Below are 23,989 nucleotides of genomic sequence, written 5' to 3' on the forward strand. Positions count from 1 at the left end.
ATGCGGCGGAAACCGGCCGTGGCGGCGGGCTCCCGGTGGTCGTGGAAGGACAGCTCGTTGAGGCGCTCCAGGTCGAAGGCGAGCGAACCGTGCGACCCGTTGAGTTCGATGCGCAGGGCGTTCTTGCGGCCGGTGGCGTAGCGGGTGGCCTCGAAGGAGGCGAGGGCGCCGGAGGTGAAGCGGCCGGTGAAGACGGCGGCGTCGTCGACGGTGACCTGTCCGGTGTCGCCGGTATGCAGTCCAGTGCCGTCTGCGGCCAGTCCGCTGTCATCCGCCGACCGCGTACTGTCGTCCGCCGACCGTACGCCGCCATCCCCCGCCCCCGCGCCGCCATCCGCCGCCCCCGCGCCACCGTCCGGCGCCGCTGTCGCCGTCAGGCCCTGCGGGCTGCCGCCCGGCAGGGGCCGTCGGCGGACGAACGTCTCGGTGATGGCGGAGACTCCCACCAGGTGCTCACCGGCGAGGTGCTGGGCGAGGTCCACGATGTGCGCGCCGAGGTCGCCGAGCGATCCGGAGCCGGCCCGCTCCTTGAGCAGCCGCCAGGTCAGCGGGAACTCCGGGTCGACCAGCCAGTCCTGGAGGTAGCAGACTCGGACGTGGCGCAGTGCGCCGAGCCGGCCCTCGGCGATCATCTTCCGGGCCAGGGCCATGGCGGGCACCCGGCGGTAGTTGAAGCCGACCATGGCCACCTGGCCGCGGCGTGCGGCCTCTTCGGCGGCGGCGGCCATGGCCTGCGCCTCCTCGACCGTGTTCGCGAGGGGCTTCTCGCACAGGACGTGCTTTCCGGCGGCGAGGGCGGCGAGGGCGATCTCGGCGTGGCTGTCGCCGGGGGTGCAGATGTCGACGAGGTCGACGTCGTCCCGTTCGATCAGGGCCCGCCAGTCGGTCTCGGCGGCCGCCCAGCCGTGCCGGTCGGCCGCCGCCCGCACGGCGTCGGCGTCGCGGCCGCAGATCGCGGCGAGCACCGGGCGGCGCGGCAGGTCGAAGACGCGGCCCGCGGTGCGCCAGCCCTGGGAGTGGGCGGCGCCCATGAAGGCGTAGCCGACCATGCCGATCCTGAGCGGCGGCTTGTCGGTCGGCGTCCCTTCTTGCTGCTGCGGCTGTCCCATGCGGAAGGTCCTCCTCGTCGTCACGGCGCGGTGGGGGCGGGCCCGGTCCGTCGTGAGGGCCGGGCCCGGTCGGGCGGGCGCCTCTACTTGAAGCCGGTGGGCATGTACTGGTCGACGTTGGTCTTGTCGACGACGGCGGAGTAGAGGGTGAGGGACGCCGGGATCTCGAACTCGGCCAGGCCGCCGATGCCCTTGCCCTGGCCGAGGGCGCGGGCGAGGTCGATGGCGGAGGCGGCCATGGTCGGCGGGTAGAGGACGGTCGCCTTGAGGACGCCGTTGTCCTGCTTGATGGCCTGGAACGCGGAGAGCGCGCCGGCGCCGCCGACCATGAGGAAGTCGTCGCGGCCCGCCTGCTCGATGGCGCGCAGGGCACCGACGCCCTGGTCGTCGTCGTGGTTCCACAGCGCGTCGAACTTCGACTGCGCCTGGAGGAGCTGAGCCATCTTGGCCTGACCGGACTCGACCGTGAAGTCCGCGGCCTGGCGGGCGACCTTCTTGATGTTCGGGTAGTTCTTCAGGGCGTCGTCGAAGCCCTGCGTGCGCTGCTTCGTCAGCTCCAGGTTGTCCAGACCCGCGAGCTCGATGACCCGGGCATTCGGCTTGTCCTTGAGCTTCTCGCCGATGTAGTGACCGGCGTTCAGGCCCATGCCGTAGTTGTCACCACCGATCCAGCAGCGGTACGCCTGCGGCGAGTTGAAGATCCGGTCCAGGTTGACGACCGGGATCCCCGCACGCATCGCCTTCAGACCGACCTGGGTCAGCGCCTTGCCGTCGGCCGGCAGCACCACCAGCACATCGACCTTCTTGTTGATCAGGGTCTCGATCTGCCCGATCTGCTGAGCGGTGTCGTTCGAGCCCTCGGTGATCTCCAGGGTGACGTCCTGGTATTTCTCGGCCCGGCTCTTGGCGTTCTGGTTGATGGCGTTGAGCCAGCCGTGGTCGGCCTGCGGCCCCGCGAAGCCGATCGTGACCTGCTTGCCCGGCTTGTCGTCGGCGGCGGGCTGGTTGTCCGCGGCCTTGTCGTCGCCCTTGTCGGACGGTTCGTTACTCGTGCAACCTGCGAGGAGGGCACCGGCCGACACGGCGGCGGTCCCGAAGAGCAGTCCTCTGCGACTGGTGAGTTGAGACATGGCGGTGAACCCTTTCCTCAGGTCGTGCTCGCGGTACGGCGCTGGACCAGCACGGCGGCGACGATGATCGCGCCCTTGGCGATCTGCTGGACGTCGCTCTGCAGGTTGTTCAGGGCGAAGATGTTGGTGATGGTGGTGAAGATCAGGACGCCGAGCACGGAACCGGTGATGGTGCCGCGCCCGCCGCTGAGCAGGGTGCCGCCGATGATCGCGGCGGCGATGGCGTCGAGTTCGTAGAGGTTGCCGTTGGTGTTCTGGCCCGAGCCGGACAGGACGACCAGCAGGAAGGCCGCGATGCCGCAGCACAGTCCGGACAGCAGGTAGAGGTAGAGGCGCTGGCGGCGGACGTCGATGCCGGCGAGGCGGGCCGCCTCGCTGTTGCCGCCGACGGCGACGGTGCGGCGGCCGAAGGTGGTGCGGTTGAGCACCAGCCAGCCGATGACCGTGACCACGGCGAAGACCAGGACGAGCGGCGGTACGCCGAGGATGTACGCGTCGCGTTCGCCGAGATCCAGTACACCGTCGACAGTGACGACTTGTGTCCTGCCGTCGGTGATCTGCAGGGCGAGGCCGCGGGCCGAGGCGAGCATGGCGAGCGTCGCGATGAACGGCACCATCGCGCCGTAGGCGATGAGCACCCCGTTGACGAGTCCGCAGCCCACCCCGACGACGATCGCGGTGAACAGGATCCCGAAGAATCCGTACTCCTGGGTGGCGACGGTGGTCGCCCACACGGAGGCGAGGGCGACGATCGCGCCGACGGACAGGTCGATGCCGCCGGAGATGATGACGAAGGTCATGCCGACGGTGACGACGCCGATCACGGAGGCCTGCGTCAGGACGAGTTGCAGGTTGCGGGTGTCGAGGAACTCGTCGGGCTTGGTGATGCCGCCGATGAGGACCAGCACGGCGAGGACGCCGAGCAGGGACAGGGTGCGGACGTCGGCGCGGCCGAGCATGCCGCGCCAGGCGGGCGGACCGTCCGCCTGGGCGGTCTTGCCGGTGCCGCCCCGGGGCGGGGACACGTGCTGCGTCATGACGCCGGACTTCCTTCCATGACGAGGTCGAGTACGCGGTGTTCGTCGAGTTCGCGGGCCGGCGCGGTGTGGACGACGCTGCCCTCGCGCAGGACCAGGACGCGGTCGGCGAGGCCGAGGACCTCGGGCACTTCGCTGGAGACCAGCAGCACGGCGAGGCCTTCGTCCGCCAGTCGACGGATGACCGCATACAGTTCGGCGCGGGCGCCGACGTCGACGCCGCGGGTCGGTTCGTCCAGCAGCAGCACCTTGCAGCCGTGCAGCAGCCAGCGGGCGAGCACCGCCTTCTGCTGGTTGCCGCCGGACAGGGTGCGGACCGGGACGGACGGGTTGTCGGGCCTCAGGGACAGTTCGCGGGTCGCTGCGCGGGCGGCGCGCAGTTCGGCGCCGCGGTCGAGCCAGCCGCCGTGTGAGAAGCGGGACATGGAGGACACCGACACGTTGCGGGTGACGGACTCCAGCAGGAGCAGGGCCTGGGCCTTGCGTTCCTCGGGCGCGAGTCCGAGTCCGGCGCGGACGGCGGCGCGGACGCTGCCGGGCCTGAGCGGTCGTCCGTCCACGAGCACCTGACCGGCTGTCGGCTTCCGTGCACCGTATACGGTCTCCAGTATTTCGGATCGCCCGGAGCCGACGAGGCCCGCGAGGCCGACGATCTCCCCGCCGTGCACGGTCAGGTCCAGGGGCGCGAACTCGCCCTCCCGCGCCAGTCCCCGCACCTCCAGAACCGGTGTGCCCGCGGAGCCGTCCCTTGCGGGCCGCTCCGGGAAGACGTACTCCACGTTGCGTCCCGTCATCAGCGCGACCACTTCCTTGGTCGGCGTCGACTTGGCGGGCAGTCCCACGGCGACGGCCCGGCCGTCCTTCAGGACGGTGACCCGGTCGCCGATGCGCCGGATCTCCTCCAGACGGTGGGAGATGTAGACGACGGCGACGCCGTCGGCGGTCAGGTCGCCGACGATGCGGAAGAGGTTGTCGACCTCGTCCGGGTCGAGGGCGGCGGACGGCTCGTCCATCACGATGAGCCGTACGTCGTGGGAGAGGGCCCGTGCCATGGACACGATCTGCTGCTGCGCCGCCGACAACTCCCCGACGAGCCGGCCGGGGTCGATCTCGGGGTGGCCGAGGCGCCGCAGCAGTGCGGCGGTCGAGGCGCGGGCCGCCTTGCCGCGCACCACGAAGCCGGCGGTGGTGGGTTCGTGGCCGAGGTGGACGTTCTCGGCGACGGACAGGTGCTCCACCAGGTCGAGTTCCTGGTAGATGGTGGCGATGCCGAGGCGCATGGCGGCGATGGGCGAGCGGAGGGTGACCTGCTCGCCGCGCCAGCGGATGGTGCCGCTGTCGGGCTGGTGGGCGCCGGCCAGCACCTTGATGAGGGTGGACTTCCCGGCACCGTTCTGGCCGAGCAGGCAGTGCACCTCGCCGGCCTGGACGTCCAGGTCGACGCCGTCGAGGGCCCGGACTCCGGGGAAGGACTTGGTGATGCCTGACATGCTGAGCAGGGGTGCTTCCGGTGCCATGCGATTTCCCCTCGGCGGGCGTGCGGGCCGGTTCCAGGGCGCTTGTCGAGCGGGCCTGCTCGGAGCGAGCGGGCCGTGCGGGCCTGCGCGGGGCAGGCCGTTTTCGGGCAGGGCGGGACAGAGCGGGGTGCGGTGCGGGTGAGTGGTGCCGACGGTGCCGTGGTGCCGTACTGCGGTGGTGCGGGTGCGTGCCTACGCGGGTGAGAACAGGTGGTCGCTGATGAGCCGGGCCGCGCCGGTGACTCCGGCGGTGGGGCCCAACTCGCCGAGCACGATGGGCAGGTTGCCGGTCGCCAGGGGCAGCGACTGGCGGTAGACCTGGGTGCGGATCGCGGCGAGCAGGGTGTGGCCGAGGCCGGTCACTCCGCCGCCGATCACCACCAGGCCGGGGTTGAAGAAGCTGACGAGGCCGGCGATGACCTGGCCGGTGCGGTTGCCGCCCTCGCGGATCAGGTCGAGTGCGGTGGAGTCACCGGCGGCGGCCGCAGCAGCGACGTCGATCGCGCTCAGGGTGCCGTTCTCCTCCAGCCGGGCGGCGAGTTCCGCCGACAGGCCCTGCTGAGCGGCCTCGGTGGCGTCCCGGGCGAGGGCCGCGCCGCTGAAGTGGGCCTCCAGGCAGCCGCGGTTGCCGCAGGCGCAGGGGCGGCCGTCGGGTACGGCCTGGATGTGGCCGATGTCGCCGGCGCTGCCCGTCGTGCCGCGGTAGACCTCGCCGCCGACCACGATGCCGCAGCCGATGCCGGTGCCGATCTTGACGCAGAGGAAGTCGGCGACGCTGCGGGCGACACCGGCGTGCTGCTCCCCCATGGCCATCAGGTTCACGTCGTTGTCGACCATGACCGGGCAGCCGAGCTCCTGGCTGAGCGCCTCCCGTACGGGGAAGCCGTCCCAGCCGGGCATGATCGGCGGCGCGACCGGCACGCCCTCGGGAAAGCGGACGGGGCCGGGGACGCCGATGCCGGCGCCGTCGAACCCTTCCGCGAGCCCGGAGGCCTTGAGTTTCGCGGCCATGGCGAGGACCTGTTCGAAGACCGCGACGGGGCCTTCGCGCACGTCCATCGGCTGGTTGATGTGCCCGAGGACCTCCAGTTCGGCGTTGGTGACGGCGACGTCGACCGAGGTCGCGCCGATGTCGACGCCGAGGAACCTCAGTCCGGGCGCGAGGCGGATGTTGTGGGAACGGCGTCCGCCGCGTGAGGCGGCGAGCCCGTCGGCCACGACCAGTCCCGTCTCCAGCAGGCGGTCGACCTCCACGGCCAGCTTGGACCGGGAGAGGTCGATCTGGTCGCCCAGCTGGGCGCGGGAGTTGGGGCCGCCGTCGCGCAACAGCTTCAGCAGCCGGGCCTGGTGGGCGTTCGCGGGTCGTGCCGTCATGCGTCTCACGTGCCCCTCCCCGCCTCGGTAGGCCTGTGCGCGCCGGTTTCCGGCCACGTCGTCGGCTTGCTTCGTAGGGGAAAGTAGCAGCGGCTGCCGGAGGTGGGAAGAAGTCGCGCACGAATTGCCGCCGACTTTCTCCACTCACAGGACAAAGCCGGGCGCGAAACCGGCTCCGATGACGCGTGCGCCCGCGCCACCAGGGGTGGACGCGGGCGGTGTTCCGGGACGTGCGGAGCGTCCGACCGGTTGGTCCGAGATCTACGACCGGTCGGTGCGAGGTCTACGACCGGCTGACGCGAGGTCTGCGACCGGTCGGCACGGAGCCTACGACCGGGTGCGGGCGTGGTAGGAGCGCCGGGTGTGCTCGGTGTGCTCCCGCATCAGCTGTGTGGCGCGCTGCTCGTCGCGGTTGAGGAGCGCCACGATCAGCTCCTCGTGCTCGATCCAGGACTGCTTCCCCCGCTGGCGGGCGACCGGTGTGTGGTACCAGCGCACCCGCCGGTCGACCTGCGCGGCGAGTTCGGCGAGCACGGCGTTGCCCGCGAGCTCCATGATCTTGGCGTGGAAGCGGGCGTTGAGGGCGACGGCCGCGTCCACGTCGTCGGACTCCACGGCCACGAGGCCCTGTTGCACGATCAGGTCGAGGTCGTGGACGTCCTCCTCTTCGAAGTTGCGGGCGGCGAGGCGGGCTGCCTCGGCCTCCAGCAGTGCGCGGACCGTGAGGAGTTGGTCGGCCTCCTCGTCGGTCGGTTCGTGGACGAACGCGCCCTGGGCGGGCCGCAGATCGACCCACCCCTCGGTGTTGAGCCGCTGGAGCGCCTCGCGCACCGGCTGCCGGGACACGCCGAGGTGGCCGGCGAGCTCGCTCTCCACGAGGTGCTGGCCCGGTTTCAGGGCGCGCGTCGTGATGAGTTCGAGGAGCGCCTCGTAGACGCGGTCGCGCAGCGGCCCCGGGCGTTCGAGTTTGGGCACCGCACCCTGTGGCAGACCTGTGGACAACATCGGGATCCCCCTTCTCGGCAGCGGCCCCGCGGCCGCACCGAATCCACTATCGATTGTCTTTCGTCTACAGTCTACGGCGCACAAAGGCCAGGGTGGCGGGGAGTTGACCTCATCACACTCGATCGTGTGAGCAGGTCACGGGCACCTGACGACTTGTCCCGCATAGGAGAGGTTGCCCCCGAACCCGAACAGCAGCACCGGGTCGCCGGAGGTGATCGCGCCCTGTTCCACCAGCTTGGAGAACGCGATCGGGATGCTCGCCGCCGAGGTGTTGCCGGACTCGGTGACGTCGCGGGCGACGACGGCGTTCACGGCGCCGATCTTCTCTGCGAGGGGCTCGATGATGCGCAGGTTGGCCTGGTGCGTGACGACCGCGGCGAGGTCCGCGGGGGCGAGGCCCGCCCGCTCGCACGCGGCGCGCGCCACGGGCGGCAGCTGCGTGGTCGCCCAGCGGTAGACGCTCTGGCCCTCCTGGGCGAACCGCGGCGGGCTGCCCTCGATGCGCACGGCCCGCCCCATGCCGGGCACCGAGCCCCACAGCACGGGCCCGATCCCGGGTTCCTCGGCGGCCTCCACGACCGCGGCGCCCGCGCCGTCGCCGACGAGCACGCAGGTGCTGCGGTCGGTCCAGTCGGCGACGTCGGACATCTTGTCGGCGCCGACGACCAGCGCCCGGGTCGCGGCGCCCGCCCGCACGGCGTGGTCGGCGGTGGCGAGGGCGTGGGTGAACCCGGCGCACACGACGTTGACGTCCATCGCGGCGGGCGACGGCACGCCGAGGCGGTCGGCGACACGGGCGGCCATGTTCGGGGACCGGTCGATCGCGGTCGAGGTCGCCACCAGGACGAGGTCGATGTCGGCGGGCAGCAGGCCCGCCCCGGCGAGCGCCTTGGCGGCCGCGTGGGCGGCGAGTTCGTCGACGGGTTCGTCGGGACCGGCGATGTGGCGCGTGCGGATGCCCACCCGGCTCGTGATCCACTCGTCGCTCGTGTCCACCATGGCCGCGAGATCCTCGTTCGTCAGGATGCGGGCGGGCTGGTAGTGGCCGACGGCGGCGATCCGCGAGCCGTTCATGGCGTCCCCCTTGATGCTGTGTGATGCGGGATTCACCAGTCTGATCAGTGACTCACGGGTAGCGCGGCGGGTGAAGCGACAGGAAAGCCGAGGTGGCCTTGTCGGCTTCTGTCAGACCCTTGGACGCCCGACCATCGTCCGCGGGGAGCCCCGGCCCGCCCCGGGACTCCCCCGCCGCCGCGGCGCAGCCGTCTACCCGGTGAACAATTGGGTGGCTTTGCGGACGAGTTCGTACAGGCCGTAGGCGAGCGGTGCGCCGACCCACAGCCAGGCGAAGGCGATGAGGCCGCGCCGGTCAGGCGGACTCTGGCTGCTGTCGTCGGTCATCGGCGGCCTCCTCGGGCGTGGGGACGTGGTGGCGGGGGTGGACGGGCCGGACGAGTTCGTTGGCGGCGAAGCCGACGACGAGCAGCCCGATCATGATCAGGAAGGAGAGTCCGTACAGGGCCGGGCCGTGCCGGCCGGCCTCCTCCTGGCGGTCGGCGATCCAGTTCACGATCAGCGGGCCGAGGACGCCTGCCGTGGACCAGGCGGTGAGCAGCCGGCCGTGGATGGCGCCGACCTGGTAGGTGCCGAAGAGGTCCTTCAGATAGGCGGGGATCGTCGCGAAGCCGCCGCCGTAGAAGGAGAGGATCACCAGCGCGCCGAGGACGAACAGCGGTTTGGAGGAGTCGCCGAACAGCGCGATGACCGTGTACGTCAGCGCGCCGACGCCGAGGTAGACGCGGTAAATGTTCTTGCGCCCGATGAGGTCGGAGGTCGAGGACCAGCCGATGCGGCCGGCCATGTTGGCCGCCGACAGCAGCGCCACGAAACCGGCGGCTGCCGTCACCGAGACCGGCGCCGACGTGTCCGCGAAGAAGTCCGTGATCATCGGGGCGGCCTTCTCCAGGATGCCGATGCCCGCGGTGACGTTGGTGCAGAGCACGATCCACAGGAGCCAGAACTGCGGGGTGCGCACCGCGCCGCGGGCGGAGACCTGGGGCCCGTCGAGGATGCTCGGGCCGCTGTCGACGGGCCGCTCGCCGCGCGGCACCCGCACCAGCAGGTACGCCCAACGCCATGAAGACCGCATACGAAAGCCCGTGTACGACAAAGGCGAGGGCGATACCGGTGCTGTCGCTGCCGAACGACTCCAGCATCTGCGCCGACCACGGCGAGGCGATGAGCGCGCCGCCGCCGAAGCCCATGATGGCGATGCCGGTGGCCATGCCGGGCCGGTCGGGGAACCACTTGATCAGCGTCGAGACGGGCGAGATGTAGCCGATGCCGAGGCCGATCCCGCCGACGAAGCCGTAGCCGAGGACGATCAGCCAGTACTGCTCGGTGGCCGCGCCGAGGGCGGAGAGCAGGAACCCGGAGGAGAAGCAGACCAGGGCGACCGTCATCGCCCAGCGCGGCCCGTTGCGTTCGACGAGCGTGCCGCCGAAGGCGGCGGAGAGCCCGAGCATGACGATGCCGAGCTGGAACGGCAGCGCGCTCTGGGTCCCGCTGAGGCCGAGTGCGGACTCCAGGGGCGGTTTGAACACGCTCCAGGCGTAGGCCTGGCCGATGGAGAGGTGGACGGAGAGGGCGGCGGGCGGCACGAGCCAGCGGCTCCAGCCCGCGGGGGCGACGGGTGGACTCATGATCCCGAACGGTAGGAAGGGGGCCGGGAGTTGAGAAGACGGCGCGTCGACGGTATGCGATGAGCGGTATGCAGCATGCGGTGAGCGGTCGCCGGTCCCCCACAGGCAGCCGCCCGCAGACAGCCACCCATCACCCACCTCGGCCGACTCACGACTCACGACTCGCGACTCACGACTCACGTAGAGATACTTGCCGACCCCACCTACATACTGTAGACAATATCCGTGCACGTGCCCGCGCGGGCTGCACCCTGACGCGGCAGGCCACGACAATGAGATCGTGAAGGTCACCTCGCCGCACGACAATCACAGAACCGGGGCTGATCAGGGCATGGGACGAGTCACGGAACGACGCAAGGTGCTCCGCATCCGGGACGGCGCCGTCTCGTCCCGCCCGGACACGCTGGTCGCCGAGGAGCCGCTGGAGATCCGGCTGAACGGCAAGCCGCTCGCGATCACCATGCGCACACCGGGCGACGACTTCGCGCTGGCGGCCGGCTTCCTCGTCAGCGAGGGTGTCCTGGCGAACGCATCCGATCTGCAGAACATCGTCTACTGCGCCGGCGCGACGGTCGACAACTCGAACACGTACAACGTCGTCGACGTGCGCACCACCCCCGACGTGGTGCTGCCGGACATCTCCCTCGAGCGGAACGTGTACACGACGTCGTCCTGCGGACTGTGCGGCAAGGCGAGCCTGGACGCGGTCCGCACCACGGCCCGCTGGACCATCGCCGACACGCCCCCGCTCCGCGTCACGCCCGAACTGCTCGCGAGTCTCCCCGACCGGCTGCGGGCGGCCCAGCGCGTCTTCGACCGGACCGGGGGCCTGCACGCGGCGGCACTGTTCTCCGAGGACGGTGAACTGCTGGACGTGCGCGAGGACGTGGGCCGGCACAACGCGGTCGACAAGCTGGTCGGCCGCGCCCTGCAGAACGGGGATCTGCCGCTGTCCCGGGCGGTACTGCTGGTGTCGGGCCGGGCGTCGTTCGAGCTGGCGCAGAAGGCGGTCATGGCGGGCATCCCCGTGCTGGCGGCGGTGTCCGCGCCGTCGTCCCTCGCCGTGGACCTGGCCGCGGAGACGGGCCTGACCCTGGTGGGTTTCCTGCGGGGCAACTCCATGAACGTGTACGCGGGCGAGGAGCGCGTCGCTCTCACGGCCGACGCCACCCGGGGCTGACGCCACCCACGGCTGACGCGTCGGCCGGCGGTCACGGCCGCCTGTCAGCGCCCCGCGCCGCGAGCACCATCGACTATCGACCAGCGGCCAGCGGCCAGCGGCCAGCGGCCAGCGGCCACCAACCGGGTGACGAGGCGTCAGGTCCCGGCATGGTTCGTGCGCCGACACGTGCACGGTTCTTGCGGGGCGGGCGTGCGCCCAACTAACGTCGGCCGCCCATACCTGGACATGGGATGTCCTGATGTTCAGATGTCTGGGCCACCGACCGGACCACACGACCAGACCTATGAAGGGCAGGTCGCACCATGCCGGCACGTCTTCGCACCCGCCTGAGATCCCCTCTCGTCGCCCTGCTCGCCCTCGCGGCGACAGCGGTACTGCCCGCCCCCGCCCGGGCCCAACCCCCTTCCGCCGCCCCGGACTTCGAGCAGCAGGTCATCTTCAAGGCGTCCCAGGACCCCGGTTACGCCTGCTTCCGCATCCCGGCGATCGTGCGGACCACGAACGGGACGCTGCTCGCCTTCGCCGAGGGCCGCGTCCTCAATTGCGGGGACGCCGCCGACATCGACATCGTCCTCAAGCGGTCCACCGACGGCGGCCGCACCTGGGGCCCCCTCCAGGTCGTCAACGAGGGCGCCGGCGACACGCACGGCAACCCGGCGCCGGTCGTCGACCGCGAGACGGGCCGGATCCTGCTCGCCGAGACCTACAACACGGGCCGCACCGACAGCGGCAACTGCACGGTGCCCTGCGACCGCACCCCCCATCTGCAGTACAGCGACGACGACGGCCGCACCTGGTCGAAGCCGCGGGACCTGAGCGACCAGATCCTGCCGCCGCACTGGAACTCCTGGTACGCGACCGGCCCCGTGCACGGCATCCAGCTCACCCGCGGCCGGCACGCCGGGCGGCTGGTGTTCGGCGTCAACACCGAGACGTGGGACGGCAATCGGATAACGGCCAACCACGCGGCGCTGGTCGTCAGCGACGACGGCGGCGACACCTGGCGGATCGGCGCGACGGACAGCTGGCCGCTCGCCGCGGACGGCACCTTCCGGCAGAAACCCTCCGAGGTGACCCTCACGGAGCGCACCGACGGCACGATCCTCGTCAGCGGCCGGGAGCAGGACGGCACGGACCTCGGGCACCGCTCGCAGGCCGTCAGCCGGGACGGCGGCGACAGCTTCGCCGCTCCGTTCCGGGCGATTCCGGATCTGTACACGCCGCAGGTGCAGGGCGCCGTCCTGCAACGCGGCGACCGCATCCTGTTGTCCGCGCCGGCCGATCCCGACCGCCGGCGCACGATGATGATCCGGTCCTCCTACGACGGCGGCCGGACCTGGGACAGCGTGGACCGCGGCACGGTCGTCGCACGGGACTGGTCCGGCTACTCCGACATGGTCGGCATCGACGGGGACACGGTGGGCCTGATGTACGAGGGCGGCGCCGTCGACGCCCGGGACGAGATCCGCTTCGCCCGGTTCACGGAAGGCTGGCTGACGCCGCGCCGCGGTCCCGACCCGACGACCGCGGACGTCGCCCCGCACGGCAGGCCCGCGGCCGTGCTCGGAGGCGCCCGGACGACGGACGGCGCGCGGGGCGGCGCGCTCGAGTTCGACGGCGCCGACGACGCCGTACGCCTCCCCTACCGTGAGCGACTGCGGCTCGGGGACGGGGACTTCACGGCGTCTTTGTGGTTCCGGTACACGGCGTCCTCGGGTGAGCAGCCGCTGCTGTGGATGGGTGGCATCGGCACCAACCAGCCGCAGGTCTGGCTGCGCGGAGAGCCCTCGAACAACCGCGTCCAGGGGCTGATGACGGCCCGCGACGGGGCCGCGGCCCCGCGGTCGGCGTCCGTGCGCACGACGGGCGCGTACAACGACGGCGAGTGGCACCGTCTGGCGCTGCGCCGGGGCGGCGGGAAGCTCACGATGTTCCTGGACGGCGCGCCGGTCGGATCCGTGGACGCGCCGGCCGGTTCGGTCAGCCGGAACTCGCCGTTCGGGGTGCACGTCGGCCAGCGGATGGACAGCCGGGCGTTCTTCACCGGCGCCATCGACGACGTACGGGTGTGGAACCGGGCGCTGAGCGACGGGGAACTCGCCGACGGGCCGACGAGTCCGGCCACGTGGGGCACGGTGGCGTGGCTGCCCATGGACCGGGTGGGCGGCAGCCACTAACGTCCCGGTGCGTGTCCGACGACGGGAGCCGCGCACTACGGCGTACGGGAATCGGGGTCGGCCTGGTGCTGGCCCTGGTCCTCGGGGCGGCAGTGTTCGGCGGACTGCCGACGGACGACGGTCGGCGGAACAGCGGCGACTGTATACCGCGTACGGTCGCCTCCTGGTCGACGGACGACGCCCTCACCGGCGAGTTCGTCCGCTACGGCGACGACGCCGCCCGCACCGACGACTGGACCGGCGGCGACGGCACGCACTCTGTGCGCCTCCCGGACGGCCGGGTGCTGTGGCTGTTCTCCGACACCTTCCTCGGCCGGGTGCACGGCCCGCCCAACCCGCAGGGCGAGCCCCGCGCCTGGCGGGACGGCACCGCGCCGATGGTGCGGAACTCGGCCGTACTGATGCGGGACGGCCGGCTGGAGGCCACGCTGCCCGCGCCGGTGTTCGCCGATCCGGCGCCGGGCCAGTGGCGCTGGCCGGTCGCTGCCCGTGTGGAGCCGCGCTCCCCCGGCTCCGACGAGCGGGTGGTGCGGGTCCTGCTGTGGGTGCGGGCGGCCGGTCCGGCGCCGTGGATCTACGGCGTGCCGGCAGCCACGGAGGTCGCCACCCTCTCGCTGCCCGACCTGCGGGTGGAGTCCATCACGCGGGTGCGCGACGAGCAGGGCGTGCCGGACCCGTCGCGGCGGGTCCTGTTCGGCACGGCGCTGGTGGCGCGGGGCGGATGGACGTACGTCTTCGGCGGCGACGACGGCCGTGCGGTGTCCCGGCCGGTCTCCCACGCGTATGCCGCGCGGGTGCCGGACGGCAGGCTCGCGGAGCCGGGTGCCTGGCAGTACTGGGACGGCGACGGCTGGCGGGCGGGTGCCCGGCCGCGGCCCGTGCTGGGCGACGGCCGGCGCACCGGGGTGGGCAGCGCGTTCTCCGTGGTGCGCGAGGGCGGGACGTATGTGCTCTTCACGATGGCGGCGGGCGTGGAGGGGCTGACGGCGGTGACGTCGTACTGGGCGTGTTCGCCCGCCGGTCCGTGGCACGGGCCCACCCGGGACTTCGCTCCCCCGTTGCCCGGGGACGGCGGGGACGGCGGGGACGGCGGGGACGGCGGGGACGGGCGGGTCGCCGTGTACAACCCTCAGACGCATCCGGCTCTCGGCGAGGGCGGAGCCGGGCGCGGGGCCGGGGGCGGAACCGGGGACGACGGCAGCGCCCCGACCGACGACGCCGCCCGGGACGACGGCAGCGCCGGGGGCGAGGGCAGGGCCGAGGGCGGCGGGGGCGCGCGGGTGGTCCTCAGTTATGACGTCAACTGGCTGGGCACGGCGGGCGCGGCGGAGCGGCTCAGCCGTGACGTGTCGCTGTACCGGCCGCGTTTCGTGACGCTGCGGCTGGCCGCGACGCGGTGACGTCCGCGTCCTCGCGGGGGTCGTGGGAGCGGCGCTTGGCGATCACGGCGCACACCATGAGCTGCATCTGGTGGAACAGCATCAGCGGGAGCACGGCGAGGGAGGCGTGGGCGCCGAACAGCACGCTCGCCATGGGCAGCCCGGCGGCGAGGGACTTCTTGGACCCGGCGAACTGGATGGCGACGCGGTCGGCGCGTCCGAAGCCCAGCGCGCGGGCGCCGTACCAGGTCAGGGCGAGCATGACGGCGAGGAGGAGGGCCTCGACGGCGAGCAGTCCGGCCAGCCGGGCGGGGCTGACCCGGTTCCAGATGCCCTCGGCCATTCCCGCGCTGAACGCGGTGTAGACGACGAGGAGGATGGAGCCGCGGTCGACGAGCCCGAGGGCCCTGCGGTGCCGGACGACGAAGGCGCCGATCCAGCGGCGCAGGAGCTGTCCGGCGAGGAAGGGCACGAGGAGCTGCAGGACGATCTTGCCGAGCGAGTCGGCGGAGAAGCCGCCGGTGCCGCCGAGCAGGGCGGCGGCGAGCAGCGGGGTGAGGACGATGCCGACGAGGGAGGAGAAGGAGCCGGCGCAGATCGCGGCGGGCACGTTGCCGCGGGCGATGGAGGTGAAGGCGATCGACGACTGGATGGTCGACGGGACGAGGGTGAGGAAGAGCAGACCCTGGTAGAGGGGGTCGGTCAGGAAGACCGGGACGAGTCCCCGGGCGGCCAGGCCAAGCAGCGGAAAGACGACGAACGTGCAGGCCAGGACGGTGACGTGGAGTCGCCAGTGCTTGAGGCCGTCGAGGGCCTCGCGGGTGGACAGACGGGCGCCGTAGAGGAAGAAGAGGAAGGCGATCGCGGCGGTGGAGGCGCCGGAGGCGATGTCGGCCGGTGTGCCCCGGGCGGGGACTAGCGCGGCGAGGCCCACTGTTCCGAGCAGCAGCAGGATGTAGGGGTCGACCGGCAGCCGGCTCGGCCAGGACAGGCGTTTCACAGTGCTCCACTTACTCGGTGACGTGCTCGGGGTCACGGGTGCCCCGTTCCATCGTGCTCTCTTCGTCGGCGATCGGGAATCCCGTATACCGCTCTCACTGTGATCGTGGTTCGTGATGGGGGACGGTAGGCTGTCGACTGTGTACGACCCTTCGCAGTTGCGGACGTTCCTGGCCGTGGCGCAGACGCTGAGTTTCACGCAGGCCGCGCGGCGGCTCGGACTGCGGCAGTCGACGGTGAGCCAGCACGTGCGGCGGCTGGAGGAGGCCACGGGCCGGCAGCTGTTCACGCGGGACACGCATTCGGTGGAGGTGACCGAGGACGGCGAGGCGATGCTGGGTTTCGCGCGCCGGATCCTTCAGGTGCACGAGCAGGCGACGGCGTTCTTCACGGGAACCCGGTTGCGGGGGCGGCTGCGGTTCGGGGCGTCGGAGGACTTCGTGCTGACGCGGCTGCCGGAGATCCTGGAGGGCTTCCGGAACGACCACCCCGAGGTCGACCTGGAGCTGACGGTGGAGCTGTCCGGGGTGCTGCACGAGCAGTTGGCGGCGGGGAAGCTGGATCTGGTGCTGGCCAAGCGGCGGCCGGAGGATCCGCGGGGCGAGCCGGTGTGGCAGGACCGGCTGGTGTGGATCGGCGCGGAGCGGCTGCGGCTGGATCCGGAGCGTCCGGTGCCGCTCATCGTGTATCCGCCGCCGGGCATCACGCGGGCGCTGGCGCTGGAGGCGTTGCAGCGGCAGGGGCGGCAGTGGCGGATCGCGTGCACGAGCGGCAGCCTGAACGGTCTGATCGCGGCGGCGCGTGCGGGGCTCGGCGTGATGCCGCACTCGCGGGGTCTGGTCCCGCCGGGTCTGGTGCGGGTGCCGGAGCGTGCGGGGCTGCCGGAGCTGGGGCGGGTGGACTTCGTGCTGGTGCACGGGCGGCGGCACTCCTCGGCGCAGGACGCGGCGGACGCGCTGGCGGCACGCGTCCTGGCGGGCGGCGACCGGCTGCAACGACGGCGGGACACCGGCGGGTGACGTCGGGACGCCGGCGGGCGACGTCGGGGACCCCGGCGAGTGACGTCGCGCCGCGATCCCGGCCCGCCGAACGGCCGACGCCCTCGCCCGCCACGTCGGCAACGCCCTATGCGGTCACGTCGGCGATACCTCGGCGGTCACGGGGGGGCACGGGTCACGGGGGTCGCACCGGTGACGTTTTCGGCGGTCACGGCGCTGAAGGGAGCGGACGGCGCCCGAGGGGCGGGGCGGCAGGGGCCGCGCCCGGAGCGGAGCGCCGCGGTCGGGTCGTACAGATTCGGTGGAGATTACGGCACCGAAACTTACTCAACCGTCAGGAATGTGTCCGACCCTTCCCCATGTGAGCGCATTGTCCCCCGCTGACCAGGGCGGACGAGGGCGCTGTCCGGTCTTCGACCCCCTCCCGGCCCGTCGGTGGGTGGGGTAGCTTTCACCGCGCCACAGGCAGACCGGGAGCCGAGAAGCGGGGAGCGGGTTTGCGCGAGTTCACCAACCCTCCGTTGGCGCTGGCACCGCCGGTGGGCGGTCTGGCCGACGCCGTCTTCGAGCATGCCCGGCAGGACCCGCGGCGCATCGCGCTCGGCCGCAAGGACGAGGCGGGCCGGTGGCGGGACGTGACGTCCGGCGAGTTCCGCGACGAGGTGCTGGCGATCGCGAAGGGGCTGCTGGCGCGCGGGGTCCGGTTCGGGGACCGCGTCGCGATCATGTCCCGTACCCGCTACGAGTGGACGCTGTTCGACTTCGCGCTGTGGACGATCGGCGCGCAGGTCGTGCCGGTGTATCCGACGTCGTCGGCGGAGCAGTGCTTCTGGATGCTGTACGACGCGGAGGTGTCGGCGGCGATCGTGGAGCACGAGGACCACGCGATGACGATCGCGACGGTCATCGACCGGTTGCCGCGGCTGCGTCAGCTGTGGCAGCTGGACGCGGGCGCGGTGCAGGAGCTCTACGACGCGGGCGCGCACCTCGACGACGAGGTGGTGCACCGGCACCGGCAGGCGGTCACGCCGGACTCGATCGCGACGATCATCTACACGTCGGGCACCACGGGCCGCCCGAAGGGCTGTGTGATCTCGCACGGCAACTTCATGTACGAGGCCGACACCATGGTCGAGCGGTGGGAGCCGGTGTTCCACTCCCGCAAGGGCGACGAGGCGTCGACGCTGCTGTTCCTGCCGCTCGCGCACGTCTTCGGGCGGATGGTGGAGGTCGCGGCGATCCGGGGCCGGGTGAAGTTCGGGCACCAGCCGCAGCTGAACGCGGCGGCGCTGCTGCCGGACCTGGCGGCGTTCCGGCCGACGTTCATCCTGGCGGTGCCGTACATCTTCGAGAAGGTGTTCAACTCCGCGCGGCGCAAGGCGGAGAAGGAGGGCAGGGCGGGGCCGTTCGAGAAGGCGGTCGACGTGGCGGTGCGGTACGCGGACGCCGTGGAGGCGAAGGCGTGGGGCGTCGGTCCGGGTCCGTCGGCGGCGCTGCGCCTGCAGCACCAGCTGTTCGACAAGCTGGTGTACTCCAAGGTGCGCACGGCGATGGGCGGGCGGATCCGGCACGCGATGTCGGGCGGTTCGGCGATGGACCGGCGGCTCGGGCTGTTCTTCGCGGGCGCGGGCGTGCACATCTACGAGGGGTACGGCCTGACGGAGTCGACGGCGGCGGCCACGGCCAACCCGCCGGAGCGCACCCGGTACGGCACGGTCGGGCAGCCCATCCCGGGGGTGACCGTGCACATCGCGGACGACAACGAGGTGTGGCTGCACGGCGCCAACATCTTCCAGGGCTATCTGAACAACCCGAAGGCCACCGACCAGACCCTGCACGACGGCTGGCTCGCGACCGGCGACCTCGGCTCGCTCGACGAGGACGGCTACCTGACGATCACCGGCCGGAAGAAGGAGATCCTGGTGACGTCGGGCGGCAAGAGCGTCTCGCCGGGGGTGCTGGAGGAGCGGGTGCGGGACCATCCGCTGGTCAACCAGTGCATCCTGGTCGGCAACGACCGCCCGTACATCGCGGCGCTCGTGACGCTGGACACCGAGGCGGTCGAGCACTGGCTGACGATGCGGGGCAAGCCGCGGATGACTCCGGCGGAGCTGGTGCGGGACCCGGACCTGGAGACGGAGGTGCGGCGAGCGGTGGTGGCGGCGAACACGCTGGTGTCGCAGGCCGAGTCGATCCGGACGTTCCGCATCCTGGCGCAGCCGTTCACCGAGGAGCACGGGCTGCTGACGCCGTCGCTGAAGCTGAAGCGGAAGGCGATCGAGAAGGCGTACGCCGGTGAGGTCGACGCGCTGTACCGGGCGTGACCGCCGTGTCCCCACGCGGCACCCGGGCCCGGCGGCGCCGACCGGAAATCTGCGGTCAGGAATGCGTCGCCGTCCGTGATCGTTGACGATGGAAGCACCATCTGACCACAACCGAAGGATCAAGAGCTCGTGAGCAGCAAGGTCCCCCCGATCATCCTGAACAACGGCGTCGAGATGCCCCAGCTGGGCTACGGCGTGTGGCAGGTGCCGGACGACGAGGCCGAGACGGCCGTGGCGACGGCGCTCGAGGCCGGGTACCGCAGCATCGACACCGCGGCGATCTACGGCAACGAGCAGGGCACCGGCAAGGCCATCGCCGCCTCGGGCATCGCCCGCGAGGAGCTCTTCGTCACGACCAAGCTCTGGAACAGCGACCAGGGCTACGACTCGACGCTGCGCGCGTTCGACACGTCGCTGGACAAGCTCGGCCTCGACTACGTCGACCTGTACCTGATCCACTGGCCGCTGCCGGCCCGGGACACGTACGTGGACACCTACCGGGCGTTCGAGAAGCTGCACGCCGACGGCCGGATCCGCGCGATCGGCGTGTCCAACTTCCTGCCGGAGCACCTGGAGCGGCTGATCGGCGAGACGTCGGTCGTGCCGGCGGTGAACCAGATCGAGCTGCACCCGCACCTGCAGCAGCGCGCGGCCCGTGAGTTCCACGCGGAGCGGGGCATCGCCACGGAGGCGTGGTCGCCGCTCGGTCAGGGCAGGGGCCTGCTGGAGGTCCCGGCGATCGTCGCGATCGCGCGGAAGCACGGCCGCACCCCGGCGCAGGTCGTGCTGCGCTGGCACCTCCAGATCGGCAACGTCGTGATCCCGAAGTCGGTGACGCCGTCCCGCATCCGGGAGAACATCGCGGTGTTCGACTTCAGCCTGGACGACGAGGACCTCGCGGCGATCAGCGCGCTGAACGAGGACCGGCGGCTGGGCCCGGACCCGGCCGAGTTCGACATGGGCTGAGCCAGTCCCTCTGAGCCGGTCCCGCTGAGCCCTGCCGGCTCGGCCCCGCGGCACCGCCTGTCTGTGGCCCCGGACCCGTGCGGTCCGGGGCCACACGCCGGTCGGGGGCTTCCTTGACCGGCCCGGGGCGACCCTTCAGTGTGGAGCGCACCGTCGCCCCGGGCCGGTCCCGGCCGGCAAGGAAGCTTTCCTCACAGGAAGGGTCCCGCCTTGCGCGTACGCCCGCTGCGCCTCGCCACGGTCGCCGGTGCCGCCCTCCTTTCCGCGGGACTGCTGCCCGTGACCGCCACCGGCGGCACCGGACCTACGCCGACGCCCCCGCGCACGCCGACGCCCCCTCCCCCGCCAACGCCGACGCCGACACCGACACCGACAGGCACGGTGGGAAAGGCCGGCGAGGCGGGTGACGTGAGCGCGGCCGATCTGCTCGCCCGGGTGCGGACCTGCACGCGGATCTCCCGGGGCGACTACCGCACCGACGCGCACGCCCGGCCGTCCGTGCCGGTGTGCGGGACGGACGACGTCGTGTTCTGGAAGGCGGACATGGACATCGACTGCGACGGCCGCCGCACCTCCCGGTGCAACTCGCGCACGGACCCCTGGTTCCTGCCGGAGACCGCGTTCCGCCAGTCCGACGGCAGGCCGCTGCGCTCCGACCGGCTCCCGCACGTCGTGGTCCCCGCCCCCAGCGGCCTGTGGAACTACTCCCGGTCCGGCATCGGCGGCGGCACGCCGGTCGCGGTGGTCCACGACGGCAAGGTGCGGTACGGGGTGGTCGGCGACACCGGCCCGGCGGGCGTCATCGGCGAGGCGTCGTACGCCATGGCCGAGTCGCTGGGCATCGACCCGGACCCGCGCACCGGGGGCACCGGCTCCGGCGTGACGTACATCCTCTTCCGGCACGCGCGCGTGAAGCCGATCGAGGACCGGGCGGCGGCGACCCGACTGGGCGAACGACTGGCCCGCGAACTGATCGCGGCCGACTGACCGCACCGTCACCCCGACCGGGCCCTACACCGGCCGTACCGCCGTGTGCACCGTGTGGGCCGCGAGGACGAAGACGTCGCGCCGGTGGTGGACGCTCGCCGGGTCGTCGGGGTCCAGGAGCCGGTCCAGGGTGGCGCGGTCGGTGGCGTCGAGGTCGTCGGCGAAGAAGTCGCGGGTGCGGGTGAGGGCGTCGGCGACGTAGGCGCGGGCGCGGTCGGTGGCCGGGGCGGGCAGGTCGAGGAGGAAGCTGCGGGTCCTGGTGTGCTTCAGGCCCGCCGCCGTGAGCAGTGCCGGCCAGTCCTCGGTCTCCGCGACCGCGTCCGGGAGTTCGGCCCGCATACGGGTGAACCTCTCCTCCTCCAGCACGTCGATGCGCGCCTGGAGTCCGGGGCGGCCGATGCCGATGTCGCGCGGCAGGAAGCGCGGGGGCAGGCCGCCCTCGAGGACGGCGAGGGTGCCACCGGGTGCGAGGCGTTCGGCGAACGCGGCGAGGGCGGCGCGCTGGTCGCCGAGGTGGTGGACGCTGCGGCTGGCCCACAGCAGGTCGGCCGGGTAATCCAACTCCTCCAGCACGTCGGGGAGTTCGCCGAGCAGTGTGCCGAAGCGGTCGGCGCTGCCCTCGCGGCCGGCGCGGGCGCGGGCCCGTTCCAGGAGGGGTGCGGAGCCGTCGACGGCGACGACGCGGGCGCCGGGGAACGTCTCGGCGAACAGGCAGGACAGGACGCCGGGGCCGCTGCCCGCGTCGACGACGAGGCCCGGTTCGGTGACCTCTTTCGCCAGCCAGGCCAGCGCCTTCTCGTACAGGGGCGTGAACAGTTCCGCCTGCGATTCCAGCAGGGGCGCCATCTCGGCCCAGTCGATGTCGTCGTGCGCGTGGTGGTGGGCGGAGGAGGAGTCGTTCGGGCGGTGGTGGGTGGGCGAGGAGTCGTGCGTGCCGTGCGTGTGGTCGTGGTCGTGCGCCATGGGGTCAGCCTCTCGTCCGGTGTGACGTCAGAGTGCGACGGCACACCGGACGGAGGCCACTGCTGTTGCCGTTACCGCAAAACGCTCACCCCGGTGCCGGGGCCCGGGCGGGCCGGGACCCGGCGGGGCCGGCGGGTCAGGACAGCGGCGGGTAGGCGTTCTTCATGAGCTCCTGGAACTGGGCCGAGAACCACTGGCCGGCGATCGGGGAGTCCGGAAGGGCGCCGGAGGGGTTGTTGCCGTTGCGCGCGTTGCCCCCGTAGGTCGGGTCGCACATGCGGTCGAAGCCCTTGCCCTCGTCGTTCGGGATCTCCTTGCTGGCCCCGTCGGACTCGCCCGGCGGCTTCGCCCAGACGTAGGCGTCGATGCCCGCGGCGGGAGCGGCCTTCGGACGCTCGCCGAGGCCGGCGCCGCTCTGGTTGCACCAGTTGCCGAGGTGGATGCGGCGGTCGGTGCGGCTGCCGTCCACGTAGGCGTCGACGGAGGTCTGCGGGCCGGGGCCGGAGGGACGGGCGGTGCCGCCCCAGCCGTTGCGCGAGGTGTCGATCAGCATGCCGAGGTTCGACTGGAAGCCGGCCGCGACGAGCTTGGTGCGCAGCGCCTGGGCGAAGGACTGCTCGTCCGTGTACCAGTTCCAGTCGATCCACTTCGCCTGGCGGACCGTCTGCCCGTTGACGGTGTCGGAGATCTTGAAGTACGGCTCCGTCGTGGCCCCGTAGTTGGCCGTGTTGGTGATGAAGCCGTGGACGTCGCTGACGCTCGCGCCGTTGGTGGTGGCCACCTTCTTGAACAGCTGGACGGAGGGATCCAGGTTGGTGTCCCAGCCGAGCCAGCCGTGGTGGGCGGCGTCGATGTAGTTGTAGACGTTCGGGATGGCGCCGAGCTTGTCGAGGGCGTAGCTGACGCCCTTCTCGTAGTTGCCGTTGGCCTTCATGGTCTCGCAGGCCGGGGTGGTGGTGTTGGTGCCGCCGGCGTTGGTGACCAGGTTGGGCAGGGAGTCGGGCTCGATGACGGTGGCGATGCGCAGGCCCGCGTACTTCGGGTCGGACATGATCGCCGCGATCGGGTCGATGTACTGCGTCTTGTACTTGTCGATCTCCGTCGGGCCGAGTTCGCCATTGGAGGCGAGCGCGGCGCAGTCACGGCCGGGCAGGTCGTAGATGACGACCTGGATGACGAGTTCGCCGGTGCCCTTCTGGCGCAGGGCCTCGTCGAGGTGCTCGCGCAGGCCCATGGCCTCGCCGACGCCCTCGATGGCGGCGATGCGGTCCATCCACACGGCGGTGGACTGGTTGGCGACGCGGCTGCCTCCCGGCTCGGCCGCGGCCTTGGCCGACCAGTTCGGGTTGACGTAGCCCTTGGCGCCGGCGAACGGGTTGTCGACCTTGTCGCCGGGGTTGGTGGGCGGGTCGGTCGGGGGGTCGGTGGGCGGGTCGGTGGGCGGGTCGGTGGGGCCGCCGGAGTCGACGTTGCACGTGACGCCGTCGAGGGTGAAGGTCGCCGGGATCGCGTTGGTGCCGCTGTAGGTGCCCTGGAATCCGAAGCTGACCGAACCGCCGCTCGACAGCGTGGCGTTGTACGACTCGTTGGCCGCGGTGACGGCCGTGCCGCTCTGGGTGATCTTGGCGTTCCAGCCGCTGGTGACCTTCTGGTTGCCGGAGTACGACCACTTCAGCGACCAGGAGCTCTTGGCGGCGCTGTTGTTGGTGACGGTCACGGCGGCGGTGAAGCCGGTGGACCACTGGTTCGAGACCTTGTAGTCGACGGTGCAGGGGACGGCGGCGGTGCCGACGCCCCCGGACGTCGCGGCCAGCGCGGTTCCGGATGCCCCGGCGACCAGCGCCAGTGCGGCGATCATCGCTGTTCTGCTACGGCTCATGAGTGCGGGTTCCCTTGTCCGTTGAGCGGGTGTTGACGGTGCGGCCGTGGTCGACGCCCGGACGGACGGTTGGTCGTGCCGTCCGTCCGCGGGCCTGCCGGTCACGCGTGGCGCGGGAGCGCTCCCATCACCCGACGGTTCGTCAGATCCGTCGGTGTGCGGGGGTGCTCGGCGTCGGCCTTGCCGGTCGTGCCGTGGAACTCGGTGCGGCCGGGGCGGACTTGCACCCCGGAAGGGCGGCGACGGTCCCCGCTCCGGGA

Annotated in this window: 18 protein-coding genes and 1 pseudogene; 7 read left to right on the forward strand and 12 right to left on the reverse strand. The window is 71.9% G+C overall.

The genetic code is table 11. The features are described from left to right. The 9 genes and pseudogenes from ACZ7D7_RS17940 to ACZ7D7_RS17980 form a co-directional block, all read right to left on the reverse strand. Window positions 1–1,109 (reverse strand): Gfo/Idh/MocA family protein (locus ACZ7D7_RS17940; RefSeq protein ID WP_470825363.1); only part of this gene is annotated, 1,109 nt, incomplete at its 3' end. An 83-nt stretch (window positions 1,110–1,192) separates the two neighbouring features. After that, a complete protein-coding gene (locus ACZ7D7_RS17945; RefSeq protein ID WP_470825364.1) occupies window positions 1,193–2,239 on the reverse strand; it encodes a substrate-binding domain-containing protein in 1,047 nt (348 codons plus the stop codon). Between the two features lie 17 nt (window positions 2,240–2,256). Further along, entirely contained in the window at window positions 2,257–3,276 is a 1,020-nt protein-coding gene (locus ACZ7D7_RS17950; RefSeq protein ID WP_470825365.1) for an ABC transporter permease, read from the reverse strand. Beyond that, window positions 3,273–4,793, reverse strand: a complete 1,521-nt coding sequence (locus ACZ7D7_RS17955) for a sugar ABC transporter ATP-binding protein (protein WP_470825366.1) — start codon at window positions 4,791–4,793, stop codon at window positions 3,273–3,275. Before ACZ7D7_RS17955 ends, ACZ7D7_RS17950 begins: the two co-directional genes overlap by 4 nt. Before the next feature lie 192 nt (window positions 4,794–4,985). Further along, window positions 4,986–6,167, reverse strand: coding sequence for an ROK family transcriptional regulator (locus ACZ7D7_RS17960; protein WP_470825368.1), 1,182 nt, complete (start codon window positions 6,165–6,167; stop codon window positions 4,986–4,988). Window positions 6,168–6,494: 327 nt separating this feature from the next. Then, window positions 6,495–7,172 carry a GntR family transcriptional regulator gene (locus tag ACZ7D7_RS17965; RefSeq protein ID WP_470825369.1) on the reverse strand — a complete coding sequence of 226 codons (678 nt, stop codon included), beginning with the start codon at window positions 7,170–7,172 and terminating at the stop codon, window positions 6,495–6,497. A 135-nt stretch (window positions 7,173–7,307) separates the two neighbouring features. After that, entirely contained in the window at window positions 7,308–8,246 is a 939-nt protein-coding gene (locus ACZ7D7_RS17970) for a beta-ketoacyl-ACP synthase III (RefSeq protein WP_470825370.1), read from the reverse strand. 192 nt (window positions 8,247–8,438) lie between these two features. Beyond that, the gene (locus ACZ7D7_RS17975; protein ID WP_470825372.1) at window positions 8,439–8,573 is read right to left on the reverse strand and encodes an MFS transporter small subunit; all 135 of its coding nucleotides are present in this window, start codon (window positions 8,571–8,573) and stop codon (window positions 8,439–8,441) included. Beyond that, window positions 8,542–9,874 (reverse strand): annotated as a pseudogene (locus ACZ7D7_RS17980) (OFA family MFS transporter). The gene ACZ7D7_RS17975 and the pseudogene ACZ7D7_RS17980 overlap by 32 nt, the downstream one beginning before the upstream one ends. A 331-nt stretch (window positions 9,875–10,205) precedes the next feature. Between ACZ7D7_RS17980 and fdhD the strand changes: the two are divergent. The 3 genes from fdhD to ACZ7D7_RS17995 all read left to right on the forward strand — a co-directional run bounded on the left by fdhD (window position 10,206) and on the right by ACZ7D7_RS17995 (window position 14,634). Continuing rightward, window positions 10,206–11,054: a formate dehydrogenase accessory sulfurtransferase FdhD gene (gene fdhD, locus ACZ7D7_RS17985; RefSeq protein WP_470825373.1), complete on the forward strand. Its 849-nt coding sequence runs from the start codon at window positions 10,206–10,208 to the stop codon at window positions 11,052–11,054. A gap of 305 nt (window positions 11,055–11,359) precedes the next feature. Further along, entirely contained in the window at window positions 11,360–13,234 is a 1,875-nt protein-coding gene (locus ACZ7D7_RS17990) for an exo-alpha-sialidase (RefSeq protein ID WP_470825374.1), read from the forward strand. A gap of 11 nt (window positions 13,235–13,245) precedes the next feature. Next, complete coding sequence (locus ACZ7D7_RS17995) at window positions 13,246–14,634, forward strand: hypothetical protein (protein ID WP_470825376.1); 1,389 nt, start codon at window positions 13,246–13,248, stop codon at window positions 14,632–14,634. Here the strand turns inward: ACZ7D7_RS17995 and ACZ7D7_RS18000 are convergent. Next, window positions 14,570–15,613 carry a bile acid:sodium symporter family protein gene (locus tag ACZ7D7_RS18000; protein ID WP_470825377.1) on the reverse strand — a complete coding sequence of 348 codons (1,044 nt, stop codon included), beginning with the start codon at window positions 15,611–15,613 and terminating at the stop codon, window positions 14,570–14,572. The two genes, ACZ7D7_RS17995 and ACZ7D7_RS18000, sit on opposite strands and share 65 nt — an antisense overlap. 139 nt (window positions 15,614–15,752) lie before the next feature. Here ACZ7D7_RS18000 and ACZ7D7_RS18005 point away from each other — a divergent pair, with 139 nt between their 5' ends. The 4 genes from ACZ7D7_RS18005 to ACZ7D7_RS18020 all read left to right on the forward strand — a co-directional run bounded on the left by ACZ7D7_RS18005 (window position 15,753) and on the right by ACZ7D7_RS18020 (window position 20,887). Further along, window positions 15,753–16,631 (forward strand): LysR substrate-binding domain-containing protein, encoded by an 879-nt coding sequence (locus ACZ7D7_RS18005; RefSeq protein WP_470825378.1) that lies wholly within the window; start codon window positions 15,753–15,755, stop codon window positions 16,629–16,631. A 476-nt stretch (window positions 16,632–17,107) separates the two neighbouring features. Next, window positions 17,108–18,934, forward strand: a complete 1,827-nt coding sequence (locus ACZ7D7_RS18010) for an AMP-dependent synthetase/ligase (RefSeq protein WP_470825379.1) — start codon at window positions 17,108–17,110, stop codon at window positions 18,932–18,934. Between the two features lie 129 nt (window positions 18,935–19,063). Further along, the gene (locus tag ACZ7D7_RS18015) at window positions 19,064–19,900 is read left to right on the forward strand and encodes an aldo/keto reductase (protein ID WP_470825381.1); all 837 of its coding nucleotides are present in this window, start codon (window positions 19,064–19,066) and stop codon (window positions 19,898–19,900) included. 210 nt (window positions 19,901–20,110) lie between these two features. Further along, window positions 20,111–20,887, forward strand: coding sequence for a glycoside hydrolase family 75 protein (locus ACZ7D7_RS18020; RefSeq protein WP_470825382.1), 777 nt, complete (start codon window positions 20,111–20,113; stop codon window positions 20,885–20,887). A gap of 24 nt (window positions 20,888–20,911) precedes the next feature. On the opposite strand, the gene ACZ7D7_RS18025 is transcribed toward ACZ7D7_RS18020, so the two are convergent. Together ACZ7D7_RS18025 and ACZ7D7_RS18030 are read right to left on the reverse strand one after the other, a co-directional pair. Next, window positions 20,912–21,850 (reverse strand): class I SAM-dependent methyltransferase, encoded by a 939-nt coding sequence (locus ACZ7D7_RS18025; protein ID WP_470825383.1) that lies wholly within the window; start codon window positions 21,848–21,850, stop codon window positions 20,912–20,914. A 136-nt stretch (window positions 21,851–21,986) separates the two neighbouring features. Next, window positions 21,987–23,729, reverse strand: coding sequence for a glycoside hydrolase family 6 protein (locus ACZ7D7_RS18030; RefSeq protein ID WP_470825385.1), 1,743 nt, complete (start codon window positions 23,727–23,729; stop codon window positions 21,987–21,989). Window positions 23,730–23,989: the final 260 nt, after the last annotated feature.

This window comes from Streptomyces sp. NPDC037054, from assembly GCF_055606745.1.